General features: G+C 73.6%; 15 protein-coding genes. 5 read left to right on the top strand and 10 right to left on the bottom strand.

What is annotated here, in order from left to right; all coding sequences use genetic code 11:
• The first annotated feature begins 56 nt into the window (after positions 1–56).
• The gene (locus ACWDXC_RS20240; protein WP_449984052.1) at positions 57–923 is read left to right on the top strand and encodes an NAD(P)-dependent oxidoreductase; all 867 of its coding nucleotides are present in this window, start codon (positions 57–59) and stop codon (positions 921–923) included.
• 33 nt (positions 924–956) lie between these two features.
• Here ACWDXC_RS20240 and ACWDXC_RS20235 read toward each other — a convergent pair whose 3' ends face one another.
• From ACWDXC_RS20235 to ACWDXC_RS20215, 5 genes are all read right to left on the bottom strand, one after another.
• The gene (locus ACWDXC_RS20235; protein WP_219508060.1) at positions 957–1,721 is read right to left on the bottom strand and encodes a glucose 1-dehydrogenase; all 765 of its coding nucleotides are present in this window, start codon (positions 1,719–1,721) and stop codon (positions 957–959) included.
• A gap of 83 nt (positions 1,722–1,804) precedes the next feature.
• Positions 1,805–2,659: a helix-turn-helix transcriptional regulator gene (locus ACWDXC_RS20230; RefSeq protein ID WP_449984049.1), complete on the bottom strand. Its 855-nt coding sequence runs from the start codon at positions 2,657–2,659 to the stop codon at positions 1,805–1,807.
• Positions 2,660–2,760: 101 nt separating this feature from the next.
• The gene (locus ACWDXC_RS20225; RefSeq protein WP_449984046.1) at positions 2,761–4,338 is read right to left on the bottom strand and encodes a hydantoinase B/oxoprolinase family protein; all 1,578 of its coding nucleotides are present in this window, start codon (positions 4,336–4,338) and stop codon (positions 2,761–2,763) included.
• A complete protein-coding gene (locus ACWDXC_RS20220) occupies positions 4,335–6,368 on the bottom strand; it encodes a hydantoinase/oxoprolinase family protein (protein ID WP_449984044.1) in 2,034 nt (677 codons plus the stop codon). Before ACWDXC_RS20220 ends, ACWDXC_RS20225 begins: the two co-directional genes overlap by 4 nt.
• Positions 6,369–6,438: 70 nt before the next feature.
• Positions 6,439–7,551: an epoxide hydrolase family protein gene (locus tag ACWDXC_RS20215; protein WP_449984042.1), complete on the bottom strand. Its 1,113-nt coding sequence runs from the start codon at positions 7,549–7,551 to the stop codon at positions 6,439–6,441.
• 80 nt (positions 7,552–7,631) lie between these two features.
• Between ACWDXC_RS20215 and ACWDXC_RS20210 the strand changes: the two genes are divergently transcribed.
• Complete coding sequence (locus ACWDXC_RS20210; RefSeq protein WP_449984039.1) at positions 7,632–8,273, top strand: IMPACT family protein; 642 nt, start codon at positions 7,632–7,634, stop codon at positions 8,271–8,273.
• Positions 8,274–8,277: 4 nt separating this feature from the next.
• Here the strand turns inward: ACWDXC_RS20210 and ACWDXC_RS20205 are convergent, their stop codons facing one another.
• Complete coding sequence (locus ACWDXC_RS20205) at positions 8,278–9,510, bottom strand: isochorismate synthase (protein WP_449984037.1); 1,233 nt, start codon at positions 9,508–9,510, stop codon at positions 8,278–8,280.
• A gap of 194 nt (positions 9,511–9,704) precedes the next feature.
• Between ACWDXC_RS20205 and ACWDXC_RS20200 the strand changes: the two genes are divergently transcribed.
• Positions 9,705–10,556, top strand: coding sequence for an SGNH/GDSL hydrolase family protein (locus ACWDXC_RS20200; protein WP_364178927.1), 852 nt, complete (start codon positions 9,705–9,707; stop codon positions 10,554–10,556).
• Here the strand turns inward: ACWDXC_RS20200 and ACWDXC_RS20195 are convergent.
• On the bottom strand, positions 10,539–11,255 hold the full coding sequence (locus tag ACWDXC_RS20195; protein WP_364178925.1) for an HNH endonuclease family protein: 717 nt from the start codon (positions 11,253–11,255) through the stop codon (positions 10,539–10,541). The two genes, ACWDXC_RS20200 and ACWDXC_RS20195, sit on opposite strands and share 18 nt — an antisense overlap.
• 83 nt (positions 11,256–11,338) lie before the next feature.
• On the opposite strand from ACWDXC_RS20195, the gene ACWDXC_RS20190 reads away from it, so the two are divergent.
• A complete protein-coding gene (locus ACWDXC_RS20190; RefSeq protein WP_449984034.1) occupies positions 11,339–11,782 on the top strand; it encodes a FluC/FEX family fluoride channel in 444 nt (147 codons plus the stop codon).
• The gene (gene crcB, locus ACWDXC_RS20185) at positions 11,779–12,138 is read left to right on the top strand and encodes a fluoride efflux transporter CrcB (RefSeq protein ID WP_449984031.1); all 360 of its coding nucleotides are present in this window, start codon (positions 11,779–11,781) and stop codon (positions 12,136–12,138) included. The genes ACWDXC_RS20190 and crcB overlap by 4 nt, the downstream gene beginning before the upstream one ends.
• Positions 12,139–12,632: 494 nt before the next feature.
• Here crcB and ACWDXC_RS20180 read toward each other — a convergent pair whose 3' ends face one another.
• From ACWDXC_RS20180 to ACWDXC_RS20170, 3 genes are all read right to left on the bottom strand, one after another.
• The gene (locus tag ACWDXC_RS20180; protein ID WP_449984028.1) at positions 12,633–13,868 is read right to left on the bottom strand and encodes a glycosyltransferase family 4 protein; all 1,236 of its coding nucleotides are present in this window, start codon (positions 13,866–13,868) and stop codon (positions 12,633–12,635) included.
• Between the two features lie 186 nt (positions 13,869–14,054).
• Positions 14,055–17,171, bottom strand: a complete 3,117-nt coding sequence (locus ACWDXC_RS20175) for a S41 family peptidase (RefSeq protein WP_449984024.1) — start codon at positions 17,169–17,171, stop codon at positions 14,055–14,057.
• Between the two features lie 62 nt (positions 17,172–17,233).
• Positions 17,234–17,356, bottom strand: a complete 123-nt coding sequence (locus ACWDXC_RS20170; protein ID WP_281427120.1) for a hypothetical protein — start codon at positions 17,354–17,356, stop codon at positions 17,234–17,236.
• Positions 17,357–17,383 lie beyond the last annotated feature (27 nt).

The raw sequence follows: 17,383 nt of genomic DNA, 5'->3' as shown, positions 1-17,383 counted from the left end.
GTTACCCACAACCTTTCCGGAGACCGTCCGAAACCCCCCTCCCGCACAGTGGAGCCATGACGAACACACCTGACGAATCCGTTACTGTCATCGGCCTCGGCCTCATGGGCCAGGCCCTGGCCGCCGCCTTCCTCGCGGCGGGCCACCCGACCACCGTGTGGAACCGCACGCCCGGCAAGGCCGCCGGCCTGGTCGAGCGCGGGGCCGCGCTCGCGCCCTCCGTGGCGGACGCCGTGCGGGCGAGCTCCCTGGTGGTCGTCTGCCTCACCGACGCGGACGCGGTGCGCGACACGCTCGGCGCGCACCGGGACGAGCTGGCCGGCCGGACGCTGGTCAACCTGACGTCCGGCACGTCAAGCGAGGCCCGCGAGCTGGCGGCGCTGACGGCCTCCTACGTGGACGGCGCGATCATGGCGGTCCCCGAGGTGATCGGCAGCCCGGAGGCGTTCCTGCTGTTCAGCGGCTCGCAGGAGGCGTTCGACCGGCATCGTGACAGCCTGGGGAGGCTCGGCACCGCGACGTTCTTCGGCACCGACCCGGGGCTGGCGTCGCTGTACGACGTGGCGCTGCTCGGCGTCATGTGGGGCACGCTGAACGCGTTCCTGCACGGCGCCGCGCTGCTGGGTGAGGCCAAGGTCGAGGCGTCGGCGTTCGCGCCGTTCGCCACGCAGTGGGTGGGCAGCGTGACGGGGTTCATCACCGCGTACGCCGCCCAGATCGACCGGGGCGCCTACCCGGCGGAGGACGCCACGCTGGAGACGCATCTGGCCACGATGAAGTACCTGGTCCGGGAGAGCGCGGCGGCGGGCGTGGACACCGAGTGGCCCGCCCGCATCCAGGCCCTGACCGAGCGCGCGATCGAGGGCGGCCACGCCGGCACCAGCTACGCCAGCCTCGTCGAGGTGTTCCGCGGCCGGGCCTGACCCCGGGCCCACTCCTGGATCCTGGGGCCCGCGCTACAGCCCGGAGGCCGTGGCGACGAGGCCGCCGTCGATGACGAGGTCCTGCCCGTTGACGTAGGACGCCTCGTCGGAGGCCAGGAAGGCGACGGCGGCCGCCACGTCCTCGGCGGTGCCGATCCGGCCCGCGGGCACCGCGGCGACCACCGCGGCCCGCGTCTCGGCGGTGACGTTGCCGTGGAACATGGGGGTCTCGATGTAGCCGGGGCTCACGGAGTTGACCCGGATGCCGCGCGGCGCCAGGTCGGCCGCGAGCGTGCGGGCCAGGTTGTGCGCCGCGGCCTTGGTCGCGGCGTAGAGGGAGCCGCCGGCCAGGCCGCGGTGCAGCGTCCACGACGCGTTGACGACGATCGCGGCCCCGTCGGTGAGCAGCGGGAGGCTCTTCTGGACGGTGAAGAACACGCCTTTGACGTTGATGCCGAAGATGTGGTCGAAGGCGGCCTCGGTGACGTCGCCGGGCGGCTGGAACGCGGCGATGCCGGCGTTGGCGAAGAGCACGTCCAGCCGCCCGTGCCGGTCCCGTACGGCGTCGGCGATCGTGTCGAGGTCGGCGGGGCTCGCGGCGTCGCCGCGCAGCGCCAGGACGCGGTCGCCGCCGCCGAGCTGCCGGGCGGCGGCGTCGAGCCGGGCCTGGTCGCGGCCGGTGATGACCACGTCGGCGCCCTCGTCGAGCAGCCTGCGCGCGGTGGCGAGTCCCATGCCGCTGCCGCCGCCGGTGATGAGCGCGATCTTGCCGGTGAACCTGGAGGTCTGCTGTGTCATGGGACCCAGCGTGCCGACCGGCGGGGCGGGCAGACAGTGCGCGGCTGTCCGGGGAGTGACACCACCACCCTGCGGCGGGACGGTCAGGCGTGGGCGGCGAGCCGGTCGCCGAGCAGCCGTTCGACCCGGCCGGCGGTCCCGGTGCCGGCGCGCGGGTTGTACAGCTCCAGATACCAGTGCGGCCGGTCGGTGACGGCCAGGGTGGTGGTGTCGAAGAACAGGTCGCCGGCCTCGGGGTGGCGCACCGCCTTGACCGTCTGGGGCGGGGAGCCGACCTCGTGGCGCGCCCACAGCTCGGCGAACTCGGGGCTGGCCGCGCTCAGCGCGCCGACCACCCGGTCGAACTCCGGGTCGTCGGTGAAGTGCGCCGTGGTGGCGCGGAAGGCGGCCACGACGGCCGGGGCGGCCGACTCCCACTGCACGTGCATGCCCCGGTAGCGGGCGTTGGTGAAGAACGAGACCAGGCAGTTGTGGTCGACGTCGTCGTAACCGAACACCGTACGGGTCGCGTCGTTGATCGCGAGCAGGTTCCAGTAGCGGTCGCGCAGGATCGCCGGGCGCGGCATCCACGCGTCGAGCAGGTGCCGCAGCTCCGGTGAGACCTCGGTGTCGCGCCCGCCGCCGGGCCGTGGCGGGTTGAGCCCGGCCAGCAGGTAGAGGTGGACGCGCTCGGGCTCGCTCAGCCGCAGCGCGCGGGCGATCGCGTCGAGCACCTCGGTGGAGACGTTGATGTCGCGGCCCTGCTCCAGCCAGGTGTACCAGGACACGCCGACCCCGGCGAGCACGGCGACCTCCTCGCGCCGCAGGCCCGGCGTGCGGCGCCGGCCCGCGCTCGCCATCCCGACGTCGCCGGGCGTGAGCCGGGCCCGGCGGGCGCGCAGGAAGTCGCTGAGCTGCTCGCGGCGGCGCCGCTTCGCGGCGGGGGTTTCGCGGGTCATGACGCCACTGTATTCACCACCGCATTCACCCCGTATTCACCGCCGCGGGCCGCGCCGCCGAGGGGAACCGGCCGGTACGGGCCGCGGCCCGGGCGGGGCGGTCAGCCCTGGGCGTGGCCGTAGCCGCCTCCGCCGCCGGACTCGCAGCGCAGCACGTCACCGGCCCTGACGGGGACGGCGTTGGCCTTGAGCATGGCGCGCTCGCCGGGGGTGCCCGGGTTGAGCGTGACGCGCGGCGGAGCGCCGTCCTGGCCGCCCGCCAGCCCCCACGCGGGCGTCACGGAACGCTCGAACCACAGCGAGAGGGAGGTGTCGCCGCAGAACTCGTACTCGCGCACCACGCCGTCGCCGCCCCGCCAGCGCCCGGCGCCGCCGGTGCCGGGACGGATCTCGTACCGGGTGACGCGGACGGGGAAGAGCGTCTCCAGGACCTCGATCGGCATGTCGCGCAGCGACCCGTTGACGTTGTTGATCAGCGCGGTCTCGCCGTCGCCGCCCTCCCAGGCGCCCCAGCCGCCGACGGTGGCCTCCTGGGAGACGTACAGCTTGCCGGTGCGCGGGTCGGTCCCGGTGAACTGGACGATCATGGAGTCGCCGTAGGAGGCGGCGGCGGCCTTGTCCGGCAGCACCGGGGCGAGCGCCTTGACGACCAGGTCGATGAGCAGCCCGAGGTGGGAGTAGTAGTACTGGCAGGCGGCGGGCGACTCGGCGGCCAGCATCGAGCCGGGCCGGGTCTCGACGGTGAGCGGCCGGAAGGAGCCGCCGTTGAGCGGCACGTCGCCGGAGACGAGCAGCTTGTAGCCGACGCGGACGGCGGCGACGGCCTGGGCGGCGCCGCAGTTGACCGGGCCGGTGGCCTGGTCGGCGCAGTCGGTGAGGTCCACGGCGATCGACTCGCCGGACACCGTCACCCGGACGGTCACCGGCAGCGGCGTGCCGAGGTCGATGCCGTCGTTGTCGAGGAACCCGGACGCCTCGTAGCTGCCGTCGGGGATGGCGGCGATGGCGGCGCGTTCCAGCCGCTCGGTCTGGGCGAAGATCTCGTCGCGGGCGGCCATGACGGTGTCGAGGCCCCACCGGGTGACGATCTCGCGCAGCCGCCGCTGCCCGGTCATCGCGCAGCTCACCTGGGCGCGCAGGTCGCCGAGCGTGGCGTGCGGGAAGCGTACGTTGCGGCCGATGACCTCGTGCAGGTCGCGGCAGGGCTGCCCGCCCTCGTACACCTTGACCGGGCCGAGCCGCAGCCCCTCCTGGAAGATGGAGGTGGAGTCCATCGACCCGCCGGGGTCCTTGGAGCCGACGTCGAGCCAGTGGGCGCGGGAGGCGGCGAACCCGGCCAGCTCCCCGTCGGTGAAGATCGGGCCGTAGACGGTGACGTCGTTGAGGTGGGTGCCGCCGATGTAGGAGTCGTTGAGCACCCACACGTCGCCCTCGCGCCACACGTCGCGGCCGTACCGGCGCTCGGTCTCGCGGGTGCACACCTCCAGGTTGCCCAGGAAGATCGGCAGGCCGGACGACTGGCCGAGCACGTGGTGGTCGCGGTCGAGCAGGGCGACGGCGCAGTCCTTGGCCTCGTAGATGACGGGGGTGTAGGAGCTGCGGATGAGGGTGGTGTTCATGTCCTCCGCGGCCTGCAGCAGGGCGCAGCGGATGATCTCCGTGGTGATGGGGTCGATCACTGGTGGGCCTCCACCTTCACGATGAGGAATCCGTTGTCGTCGACGCTCGCGAGGCAGCCGGGCGGGACGACCGTGGTGGCGGTCTCCTCGACCACGATCGCGGGCCCGGCGAAGGAGCCGGACAGCCCGGCGCGGCGCAGCACCGGGGTGGCGTGCACCTCGCCGTCGAAGATCACGTCCCGGACGGCGGGCTCGGCCGGGGCGGGGGGTTCCGCGGCGGCGGCGTCGGTGCGGGGGAAGGAGCCGAAGCCGGTGCTGCGCAGCATGACGAACTCGACGGGCGCCTCGGGGGTGGCGTGCCCGTAGCGGCTGGTGTGCGCCTCGGCGTAGCGGGCCGCGATCGCGGCGAGGAAGCCGGGGCGGGCGGGTTCGGCGGCGTCGAGCAGCGGGATGGTGAGCGTGTAGTCCTGGCCCTCGTAGCGCATGTCGACGGCGTGCTCGACGCGGCGGCGGTCGGCGGGGACGCCCTGGGCGGTGAGCGCGTCCAACGCCTCCGCCTCCAACGAGGCGAAATTGTGGGACATGTCGGAGCCGTCGAGCGTGTCCTGCGGCCGGAAGTACGGCCGCGTCAGGTCCCGCCGCACGTCCGCCTCCAGCATCCCCCACGCCGAGAACGCGCCGGGGAAGCGCGGGATGACGACCTCGCCGATGCCCAGCTCGCGGGCGATGAACACCGCGTGCATGGCCCCCGCCCCGCCGAAGGCGACCAGCGAGAACTCGCGCGGCTCCACCCCGTGCTCCACCGTGAGCGTCCGGATCGCCTGCGCCATCTTGGCGTTGGCCACGTCGCAGATGCCCTCGGCCAGCCGCAGCGGGTCCAGGCTCAGCTCGCCGGCCAGCTCCGCGACCGCCGCCCCGGCGGCCTCGGCGTCCAGCGTCATGAGCCCCCCGGCGAACCAGGCCGGATCCACCCGGCCCAGCGCCACGTTCGCGTCGGTGACGGTCGCCCGGGTGCCGCCCCGGCCGTAGCAGGCGGGGCCGGGCACCGCCCCGGCCGACTCGGGGCCGACCCGCAGCGCCCCGGCCTCGGCGTAGGCCAGCGAGCCGCCGCCCGCGCCGATGGTGTGCAGGTTGACGATCGGCATGAGCACCGGGAAGCCCTCGATGCGCGCCTCGGAGCTGACGTCGGGCCGGCCGTCCACGACCAGCGACACGTCGAACGAGGTGCCGCCCATGTCCACGCAGATGACGTTGCGCCGCCCGCCCAGCAGCCGGGCCGCCGCCACGCCGCCCATCGTGCCGCCGACCGGCCCCGACAGCAGCGTCTGCAGCGGCCGGCGCATCGCGTAGGAGGCGTTGACCAGCCCGCCGGACGACTGCATGACGTGCACCGGCACGGTCAGGCCGCGCCCGGCGAAGCGCCGCTCGATGTCGGCCAGGTAGCGGCGCACCACCGGCCCGGTGTAGGCCTCCAGCACGGCCGAGGAGGTCCGCTCGTACTCGCGCCACTCGCGCGCCACCTCGTGCGAGAGCACCACGAGCACGTCCTCGCCGAGCTCCTCGGCCAGGATCTCGCCCGCCCTGATCTCGTGCGCCGGATCGGCGTAGGAGAACAGCAGGCACACGGCCACCGCGTCGAAGCCCTCCTCGCGGGCCCGCCGCCCGGCCCGCCGCACCGCCTCCTCGTCCAGGGGTACGAGCTCCGCGCCGCGCCAGTCGAGCCGCCCGCCCGCCTCCATGACGTCGCCGGGCGGCACCAGCGGGGTGGGCTTGCGGTAGCGCAGGTCGAACATGCGGTCGCGGTTGCCCCGGGCGATCCGGTAGACGTCGCCGCCGCCCTCGCTCGCCAGCAGCAGCACCCGGGCGCCCTTGCGCTCCAGCAGCGCGTTGAGGCCCTGGGTGGTGCCGTGCACGAAGAACGAGATGGCCGACGGGTCGTCCACGACCCGGCCCAGCGCGGCGAAGACGCCCTCGGCCAGGTCGCCCGGCGTGGTGGGCGCCTTCGACGCGGTGACGGCCCCGGTCCGCTCGTCGTAGCAGACGACGTCGGTGAAGGTGCCGCCGATGTCCATGGCGACGCGATAGCTCATGGACCGACCGTATGCCGACCCCCGCCGCCCGGCCTGTGCGGGGTGCACAGGCCGGGCGAGTGAGCAGTGCTCAGCGCAGCGACCGGAAGAACGCCCGCACGTCGGCGGTGAACTCCTCCGGGCGCTCCAGGGCGGCGAACGTGCCGCCGCGCTCGTGCTCCACCCAGCCGACGATGTTGTTGTCACGCTCGGCGAAGCGGCGGATCGGCCGCAGCACGTCCTTGGGGAACACCGAGATCGAGGTGGGCACGGTGGCGGGCTTGAGCTCCCACTCCACGCTGGTGTCCTGCTCGGTGTCGGGCGTCTCGACGAACGAGCGCGCCGCCGACCCGGCCGTGTTGGTCAGCCAGTAGATCGTCGTGGTCGTGAGCAGCCGGTCGGGGTCGATGCCGCCGTCGCTCCACTCGTGGTAGACGCTCGCGAACCACGACAGCAGCGCCACGGGGGAGTCGGCCATGCCGTAGGCGAACGTCTGCGGGCGGGCCGACTGGATGAGCTTGTAGCCGTACTGCTCGGTCAGGTAGCTCTCGCGGAAGGCCAGCCGCTCCCGCTCGACCTCGGTGAGCCCGTCGAGCTCGCCCGGGGCGCCGATCGGGAAGCAGATGATCCCGTTGCCGTGCATGCCGATCACCCGCTCGGGGGCCAGCACGCCGACCTCGCGGGAGATCCAGGTGCCCCAGTCGCCGCCCTGGACGCCGAACCGGTCATAGCCGAGCCGGGTCATCAGCTCCAGCCACGCCCCGGCGATGCGGGTGGAGCCCCAGCCCATCTCGGTCGTGGGTCCGGACAGGCCGTAGCCGGGCAGGGACGGGATCACCAGGTGGAAGTCGCGGCTGAGCGGCTCGATGACGTCGAGGTACTCCACCGGCGAGCTGGGCCAGCCGTGGGTGATCAGCAGCGGGGTGGCGCCGGGGTCGGCCGAGCGCACGTGCAGGAAGTGGATCCGCTGGCCGTCGATCTCGGTGACGTACTGGTCGTGCCGGTTGATCTCGGCCTCGGCGGCCCGCCAGTCGTAGCCGTCGCGCCAGCGGGCGGCGAGCTCCTTGACGTGGGCGAGCGGCGCGCCCAGGCGCCAGCCGGCACCGGGGACCTCGTCGGGCCAGCGCACCCGGTCGAGCCGCGCGCGCAGGTCGTCGAGCTCGGCCTGGGCGGTGTCGAGGCGGAAGGGCCGGACGTCGTTCAAGCGTTCTCCTCAATTGTTCGGTACGCTGTACCGTACAGCATACGGTTCGCGGCGCGCAAGCCGCTCGCTAGATTTGTCCGGTGCCGTACCTCACCCTGAAGACCCGCGTCGAGCACGAGACCGAAGCGCGCCGCTCGCGGTTCGTCTGCGCGATGGCGCCGGTCGCGACGGTCGAGGAAGCCGCCGCGTTCATCGCCGAACGGCGCGCCCTGCACGCCTCGGCCACCCACAACTGCACCGCCTACGCGGTCGGCGGCGCGCAGAAGGGCGACGACGACGGCGAGCCCGGCGGCACCGCGGGCACGCCGATGGTGCAGGCCCTGACCGGGCGCGGCTTCGACCACGTGGTGGCCGTGGTGACCCGCTACTTCGGCGGCATCCTGCTGGGCGCGGGCGGCCTCGTGCGCGCCTACGGCTCCGCCGTGACCGAGACGCTCGACCGCGCCGAGGCCGAGCACGCGGTGGCCCGCATGGTGCCGGCCCGGATGATGAGCGTGTCGGTCGCGCACGACCAGGCCGGGCGCGTCGAGAACGACCTGCGCGCCTCACGCCACCCGGTCCGCGACGTCTCCTACGGCTCCCGCGTCGAGTTCGCCGTGGCCGTCGGCGAGGACGAGGTGGCGGGTTTCACCGACTGGGTGGCCACGCTGACGGCGGGCCGCGCCCGGGTCACCCCCGGCACGCCCATCCACGTGCCGGACCGCCCGGGACAGACCGGCTAGCTGTTCAGCCCTCCAGGGCGTACTGCATGACGCGGAACTTGGCCTGCGCCTCCGCCAGCTCGGCCGCCGGGTCGGAGTCGCCCATGATGCCGCCGCCCGCGAACAGCCTGGCCTGGCGGCCCTCCACGATGCCCGAGCGCAGCGCGATGCCCCACTCGCCGTCGCCGTGCGCGTCGATCCAGCCCACCGGGCCCGCGTAACCGGCCCGGTCCATGCCTTCGAGCTCGCGGATCACCCGGATCGCGGTGCGCGTCGGGGTGCCGCCGACCGCCGCCGTCGGATGCATCGCGGCGACCACGTCGAGCACCGACGCCCCGTCGGCCAGCCGCCCGCTCACGTGGCTGGCCAGGTGCTGCACGTTCGGCAGCACCATCAGCTCCGGCTCGTCGGGCGTGCGCAGCGACGAGCACAGCGGCGCCAGCGTCTGGCGGACCGAGGCGATCGCGCACTCGTGCTCGTGCCGGTCCTTGGCCGAGGCCAGCAGCGCCCTGCCGCGCGCCAGGTCGTCGGCCGGGCCGGTGCCGCGCGGCGTCGTGCCCGCCAGCACCAGCGACTCGATCTCCTGCCCGGTGCGCCGGATCAGCAGCTCCGGCGTCGCCCCGACCAGCCCCGCGACCGAGAACGTGTAGCACTCCGGGTAGCGATGGGCCAGCCGGATCAGCAGCAGCCGCACGTCGATCGGGTGCTCGGCGGTCGCCAGCAGGTCGCGGGCCAGCACCACCTTCTCCAGCTCGCCCTCGCGGATGCGCCGCGCCGCCCGCGCCACCACGTGCTCCCATTCGGGCGCGGTCAGGCTGCCGTCGCCGTAGCTGATGCGGCCCGGGTCGACCAGCGGCGTGAACGTCTCCAGCGGCGGGTCCTCGCCGATCGTCGTCAGCCACGCCTGCCCGCCCTTGCGGGCCAGGACCGCCTGCGGCACGACCAGCGTGGAGCCCGGCGCGTCCTCGTCGAAGGTGAAGGTGCCGAAGGCCACCGGGCCGCTGCCCGGCGTCCGCACCGCGTCGTCGACGGTGGCGCCGGCGAAGACGGCGGACAGCCAGCGGCGCGCCCAGGTGAACCGGCCGGGGCCGGGCGGCACCTCGGCACGGGCGGCCTCACCCCAGCCGACGAGCCCCTCGCCGTGCCTCACCCAGGCGTACGGGGCGGTCCTGGGGAGGGACGCCAGCAGGTTACCGGGGTCGCGGACAGGGGTGGTGCGAACCGGTAGCGGGCGGGTTGTTCCGAGCGCGACACTCACTCGACACACTCTATGCGGGAACTGAACACGTTCGACTCGGACCCCCGTGAATGCGTCGTTACGGCCACAACCCGCAAAGAGGGGCACCCAGAGCCGGCGTCGCACGTCAAGCCGCGATATGAACTCGGTCCCGACACGGCAGTCCTCACCCCGACGCCGGGACGGGCCCGTGACCTGCTCTCTACCTTGGCCGCATGATCGGTCGCCTGGGGCCCGCCGTGGCCGCCCTCGCCGTCCTGGCCGCCTCCGGCCCCGTGCACGCCGCCGCCGCGGCGGAGCCGGTGCCCCACGTGATGGCGGCGCTCGGCGACTCCATCTCGTCGGGCTTCAACAGCTGCGGCTGGTACGTCTCCTGCGCCTCCCGGTCCTGGTCGGCCGGCGACCACGCCGCCGTCGACAGCCACTACACCCGGCTGCTGCGCCTCGGCCCCGGCCTCAAGGGGCACAACCGCAACTTCGCCGTGCCCGGCTCGACCAGCGCCGACCTGATGGGCCAGGTGCGCCAGGCGATCGAGGCCAAGGCCGACTACGTCACCGTGCTCATCGGCGCCCAGGACGCCTGCAAGCGCACCGAGCGGGAGATGACCTCCGTCTCCGTCTACCGAAGCCGCATCGACGCCGCCCTGGCCGCGCTGCGGGCCGGCGTGCCGCAGGCGCGGGTGTTCCTCGCGAGCATCCCCGACCTGCGCAGGCTCTGGCAGGTCGGCAAGGACAACCCGCTGGCGCGCACGTTCTGGACCGTCGGGCGGATCTGCCAGACGATGCTGGCCCGCCCCGCCTCCGCCAAGAAAGCCGACGCCGACCGGCGGGCCCGCGTGCGCGAGCGCGTCATCGCCTACAACCGCGAGGCCGCGCGGGCGTGCGCGCTGATGGGGCCCTCGTGCCGGACCGACGGCGGCGCGGTCTTCTCCTACCCGTTCACGATCGGCCACCTGAGCAAGTGGGACTACTTCCACCCGAACGCCACCGGTCAGCGGGCGCTGGCCGAGCGCACGTTCACGCGCGGCTTCGACTGGCTGGACCCGGCGTCAACGACACTGCCGTAGCATCGCCGCCTTGTCGGCCCGCGTCACCGGCAGGTCGTACTTGACGGCCACCTGCGCGAACCGCGTCACGTACGCGCAGCGCACCTGCCGCCGGGGCGGCAGCCAGCTCGCCGGGCCGGAGGCGTCCTTGGCCTCGTTCGCGCTGCCCTTGACCGGCAGCAGGTTGAGCGGGTCCTGGGCGAAGGCCACCCGCTTGCCCATCGGCCAGCGCCGCGCGCCCATCCGCCAGCCGTAGGCGAGCGGGACCACATGGTCCACCTGCACCTCGTCGGCGTCGCGCTTGCTCCAGTCGATGCGCTGGCCGGTGTAGGGGTCGACGAGGTCCATGGCGACGACCTCGCAGTCGGAGCCCGCGCGGTAGCGGATATTGTGGCCGTCGCGGGCCAGCAGGTCGTCGCGGGTGCGGCAGCCGTTGCGCGCGTAGGGGACACCGGAGGCGGTGTCGGCCCAGTTGCCGCCGTAACGGGTGCGGCGGTAGCCGGAGCTGGAGCCGCGTGCCGCGACGCGGACCCGCTCGATCACGCGCCGGGCGGCCGCCCTGTCCTCGGCGGAGGTGATCGGCGCCAGGCCGGGCCGGGTGCCGCTGACGTTGCCCAGCGGGCTCGTGGCGGTCGCCGGCGGGGCCGACCCGGCGCCGTTGACGGCCGCGGCGACGAGAATGGCCCCTGCGAGGATGGCGACGGCGTCCTTCGTGCTCAAGCACGCCTCCGTGGTGATCGGCTTCTCTAGAGAGGTTCCCGGGCCCGGCTGATCTGACACGGTGACCGTTCAGGGAGGAATGTGTGGCCGAACGGCCGATTGATCCGGATGTGGACCTGCGGGTGCCCGCCCAGCGCGCCGAGGTGGGCTGGCCGGTGCTCGCCGCCATCGCCGCCGGAGGCGCGCTCGGCGCCCTCGCCCGCCACGGCGCGCAGACCCTGCTGCCCGCCGCGCCCGGCGCCTTCCCGTGGGCGACGTTCCTGGTGAACGTCTCGGGCTGCGCGCTGATCGGCGTCCTCATGGTGACCATCACCGAGGTACGCCGCGCGCACCGGCTGGTCCGGCCGTTCCTCGGCGTCGGGGTGCTCGGCGGCTTCACCACGTTCTCCACCTACGTCGTGGAGGCGCGCCGGGTCGTCGCCGACGGCGCCCCGCTGGTCGGCGTCCTCTACCTGGCGGGCACCCTGGCCGCCGCCCTCGCGGCGGTGTGGGCCGGGATGCGCCTGACCCGGTGGGCGGCCTCGTGACGGTCCTGCTCGTCGTGCTCGGCGCCGCCGTCGGGGCGCCGCTGCGCTACCTCGCCGACCGCGCCGTCCAGTCCCGCCACGGCGGCACGTTCCCCTGGGGGACGCTCGCCGTCAACGTGGCCGGCTCCGCCGTGCTCGGCTTCCTCACCGCTCTGCCCGCCGGCCCCGCCTGGACCGCGTTCGCCGCCACCGGCTTCTGCGGGGCCCTCACCACGTACTCCACGCTCGGGTACGAGACCGTGCGGCTGGCCGAGGAGGGCGCGAGCCGCAAGGCCGCCGCCAACGTGCTGGCCAGCGTCGCCGCCGGTCTCCTGGCCGCCGCCGGCGGCGCGGCCCTGGCCCACGCCGTGCCGTAGGCCCGCGCCCGGCGTGGCCGGGCACGACGCTCGCCACGATCCCCGTCGTGCCCGGCCCGGCCAGGGCGCACTTCCCCTGTCACGGGTGATCCGTGACAGGGGGCGACCGGGCGCGGGGCCCCCGTGCCCGCGCCCACGCCCTTTAGAGCACGCGGCCCCGCTTTTGATACGGGGGCTTTTCTAACGGATGTGTATCGACGGGGGAGTCGTCATCGGCCGGGTTACATTGTAATGATGTAAGCACGGACGCTCGCCGCCGAGCTGTTACCCAAGGTGGCGAGCGTGCGGGCGGGGCGGGGGAGCGGGTCGGCGGTGGTGTTCACGGCCGACGGGTTCCTGCTCACCAACGCGCACGTGGTCGGCCGGGCCTTCCTCGGCCTGGTCACCTCGCCCGCCCCGCTGCCGGAGCCGCTGCGCCGGAGCACCGGGCAGGACAGCGCGCTGCGGGTGGTCGAGGTGATCCCCGGCTCACCGGCGGGCCTAGCCGGTGGAGCTCACCGGCTCCGGGCTTTGAGCGCGGCCCGCTCGCGACGCGCCAGCAGGTCGTCCAGCAGCGCGTCCCACTGCTGCCCGACCGCGTCGATGTCGTAGGCCCGGACCGTCTCCAGCCCGCCGGCGGCCAGGCGGCGGCGCAGCGGCTCGTCCTCGATCACCCGGTTGATGGCGGCGGCCAGGTTGGCGTTGGTGCGCGGCTTGACCATGACCGCGTCGACCTCGTCGGTCAGCATCTCCTTCGGCCCGTGCGGGCTGTTGAAGCTGACGATCGCCAGGCCCTTGGTCATCGCCTCCAGCAGCGTCATCGAGAAGCCCTCGTGCCGCGAGCTCATCACGTAGATCGACGCCTTCTCCAGCTCCGCGCCGACGTCGGCGGTGGGCCCGGGCAGCACGACCTTGCCCTCCAGCCCCGCCTCGGCGATCTGCTCGCGCAGCTTGGGCTCCTGCGGGCCGGCGCCCAGGATGCGCAGCTGCCAGTCGGGATGCGCCTCGGCCACCTGCTCCCAGGCGGTGATGAGCCGGTGGAAGCCCTTGATGCGGGTCATCCGGCCGATCGCGATCGCCACTTTGGCGTCCAGCTTGGCCAGGTCGCCGGCCATCGGCGGCACGCCGTTCGGGATGCGGGCCAGCTTGGGGCCCTTGGGCAGGGCCTCGCGGTAGTCGCGCTGGTCGGCCTTGGTCAGCGAGACGAGCGCGTCCAGCCGCCGGTAGCGCCACTTGATGAGCTTCTGCACCGATTCTGGCTGGGTGCGCAGCGCCACGTGCTCCTGGCCGATCGTGATCACGCTGGGCAGCGCGAGCTGGGCGACGGCCAGGTTCAGGCCCGGCCGGGTGGCCATCAGCACGCCGCTGTCGAGGGAGCGGATGAAGCGCGCGAGCTTGAGGTCGGTCCACAGGTTGAAGCGGTGGTAGGCGCTCTCCTCCTCGGGGATGAGCTTGCTGGGCCGCTTCGACAGCAGCGTGCGCACCGGGTCGGACCCGGGGTTCAGCCGGTCGTCCAGATACGTTAAACGCACCCGCGGGTCGATGGGGAAGAACGGCTCCTCGGCCTCGCGCAGGATGCTGACGATCTCCACCTCGTGCCGTTCGGCCAGGTAGCCCGCCAGGTTGAACACGGTCTTGATGGTGCCGCCCATCCCGTTGGCGTGCAGCAGGAGGATCCTGATGCGCCGGGTGGACGGCGGTGGCGCATGCCGTGCCTTGCGCTGGTTGTAGCCCCGATACAGGCGGGCCATCGCCGATTTGCCTTTACGCGCCAGTCCGCGCACCTGTAGAACCCCCGATCAGCCGACAATACGGTCAAACGCGAGGCCGGCGGCGAGAGCGGATCTCACCACCGGCAGCGTGTCGAGCGAGTGGTCTGCACCGTCCATCCCCGTGGCGCTATCCACTTCTATGATCTTTAGACGCCATAGGGGGTATTAAGGTTGCATCCGCGGTCTATGCGATGGATCAGGCGTGTGCACCGGTCCCTTCTCCAGCAGGTCGAGCGCCACTTCGATCGCCTTCTCCAGCTGCCGGTCCACGCCCGCCGCGTAGTCCTGCGGGGTGATGTCCACCTCGATGTCCGGGTCGGTGCCGTAGTTCTCCACCTGCCAGCCCACGTCGTCGAAGGCGAAGGAGAACTCCGGCTGCGTCGTCACCGTCCCGTCGGCCAGCGTGTGCCGCGGCCAGATGCCGATCACCCCGCCCCACGTCCGCTTGCCCACCAGCGGGCCGAGCCCGAGCAGCTTGAAGGTGTGGCTGAAGATGTCGCCGTCGGAGCCCGCCCACTCGTTCGTGATCGCCACCAGCGGGCCGCGCGGCGACTCCGGCGGATACGGCTCGGGGTCGCCCCAGCGCGGGTAGTCGTAGCCCAGGCGGCGCCGGGCCAGCTTCTCCAGCAGCAGCGCCGACACGTTCCCGCCGCCGTTGAAGCGCACGTCCACGATCAGCGCGTGCCGGTCGTACTCGGCCAGGAACCCCCGGTGGAACTCGGCGAACCCGGCCCGCCCCATGTCCGGCACGTGCAGGTAGCCGATCCGGCCGCCGGAACGCTGGTGGCAGCGCGCCCGGTTGAGGTTCACCCAGTCGCGATAGCGGGCCGGCCGCTCGTCGGCGATCGCCCGCACCGTCACCGCGAACACCCGCTCGCCGCGCCGCAGCGTCAGCTCCACCTCCTCCCCGGCCTGGTTGACCAGCCGCTCGTTCGGGGTGGCCGCCGCGCCGATCGGCGCCCCGTTGATCGCCAGCACCGCGTCGCCGGGCCGCACGTCCAGGCCGAGCCGGTTCAGCGGTGAGGTCGCGCGCGGGTCCCACGGGTCGCCGGTGACGATCGCGCGGATGTGGTAGACGCCGTCATGGTGCTCCCAGTCGACGCCCAGCTTGCCCTGGCTGTAGTCGGGGCCGGGCCGGTACTCGCCGCCGCTCTCGTAGGCGTGGCTGGTGGCCAGCTCGCCGTGCAGCTCCCACAGCAGGTCGGAGAACTCGCCCCGGGTCGTCACCCGCTCCACCAGCGGCCGGTAGCGGTCGTACACGGCCGGCCAGTCGACGCCCGCCATGTCCTCGGTCCAGAAGTGCTCGCGCTGCAGCCGCCACGCCTCGCGGAACATCTGCCGCCACTCCGCCTCCGGGCACACCGACACCCTGATCCGCGACAGGTCGATCCAGCCGCTCTCGCGCCCCGGCGTGTCGTCGTCGCCCGGCTGCTCGCCCGCCTTCACCACCCGCAGCCGCTCGCCCGTCGTGCGGTAGAGCAGCGTGCGGTGGTCGCGGCCCAGCTCGAAGTCCGCCACCCCCTCGGCGAACGTCTCGGCTTCTCCCTTGGCGAAGTCGTACAGCAGCAGCTTGCTGTCGCCCTGGAGCGGGCCGGCCAGCACGAGCGCCTTGCCCTTGAGCCCGGCCACCCGCTCGTAGCGGCCCTCCGGCAGCGGGAACGCGGTGACGCGCCGCGCCAGCCCGTCCTCGTCGACCCGCACCGGCTCCGGCTCGGCGTCCTCGTCGTCCTTGGCGTGCAGCGGCCTCGGCTCCGGCACGAACGGGTCGGCCGCGTCCGCGCGCAGCGCCACCGCGTACGGGCGGGTGCCCAGCGGGAAGCACAGGTCGAACTGGAGCTGGTCGTAGGCGGGGGAGAAGACCCGCTGGCCGATGAAGTACAGGTAGCGGCCCTCGGGGTCGAAGCTCGGCCGCGCGTCGCGCAGCAGCGGCTCGGTGGCCGTCACCGTGCGGGCCGTGCCGGGGTGGTACAGCTTGATCGCGGTGGTCTGCGCGTTGAGCGGCCCGGCGTACGCGAGCCACTCGCCGTCGTGCGACCACGCCGGATCCTCGGGCGCGCCGTGCGGGTTGGCCTCCACCAGCACGGTACGGCCCGCCGCCAGGTCCACCAGGTGCAGCTCGTGCCGGTGGTTGGTGACGGCCACCCGGTCATGGGCCGGGTCGGGCGCCAGCGCGGTGATCCGCCCCAGCCGCGCCACCGGCCGCGCGCCCCCGCCACCCGTCCGGTCGCTGCCGTGCAGGACGACCAGCTCCTCCTCGTCGCCGTCACCGCTGGCCGCGGCGATCAGGCGGCTGCCGTCGTTCAGCCAGGTGAGGAACCGGTAGCGGACCCCGTCCGGCTCCCCGTACTGCCGCACCGGCCCCTCCCAGCCCGCCATCCCGTACGCCTTGCCGCGCGCGGTGACGGCCAGCGCGCTGCCGTCCGGGCTGAGCGTGGCGTGGTCGAGGTAGTCGGCGGCGTCGACGAAGCGGCGGTTGCGCTGCGTGCGCGTGCTGGCCAGCGACACCCGCAGCCGGCGCGGCTCCTCGCCCGGGTCCAGCAGGTACAGGTCGGCGCCCGCGTGGTAGACGAGCCGGTGCCCGTCGCTCGACAGGTTGCGCGCGTAGTAGCCGTCGTGGTGGGTGTGCTTGCGCAGGTCGTCGCCGCCGGGCGTGCACGAGTAGACGTTGCCGACGCCCTCGTGGTCGGACAGGAAGCACACCCGCTCGCCGCTCCAGCAGGGCGAGGCCAGGTTGCCCGGCAGCCGGATCAGCCGCCGGAACTCGCCGTCGCCCTCGCGGTCGATCCACAGGTCGCCCACCGTGCCGCCCCGGTAGCGCTTCCACCGCGCCGGGTCGGCCGTGTTCCGGCCCAGCACGATCATGCCGCCCGGCCCGTGGGCGATCGAGTTCGCCGGGCCGTACGGCAGCCTCTCCGGCACCCCGCCCGGCTCCACCCGGTGCAGCCACTTGCGCCCCTCGAACGGCTGGCCCTGGTCGCTGGCGTACAGGATGCGCCCCTCGGGATCCCACCCGGTCACCGTGCAGCGCGCCCCGTGGAACGTCACCCGCCGCGCCGCCCCGCCGCCGGTCGGCAGCACGTACACCTCCTCGGGCCCCTCCTCCCGCCCCACGAACGCGACCTGGTCGCCGCGCGGCGAGATGCGCGGATACCCGGCCTCGGCCACGCCCGCCGTCAGCCGGAACGCCCGGCCGCCCTCGGCCGACACCATCCACAGGTCGTCCTCGGCGGCGAACACCACGACGTCCCGCAGCACCGCGGGGAAGCGCAGATATCCGGACATGAGGCCCTCCCCAACAGCCGATCAGGCAGCCGGAACCCCGGCTGCCTGATCACGTCACCGCGTCACGCCTCTTCGGGGCGCGTGGTGGCTTCCTTCTTCGTCTCCTTGGCCTGGCGATTCGCCTTGATCGCCTGCTTCTTGCCCTTGCCGGACTTCGCGCTGGGTTTCTTCTTCGTGTCAGCCATGGTGTTTCCCCCCTGTACGGACAGGAG

It is taken from the genome of Nonomuraea sp. NPDC003214 (genome assembly GCF_053590035.1).
This window is presented reverse-complemented; position numbering and strand designations above follow the sequence as displayed.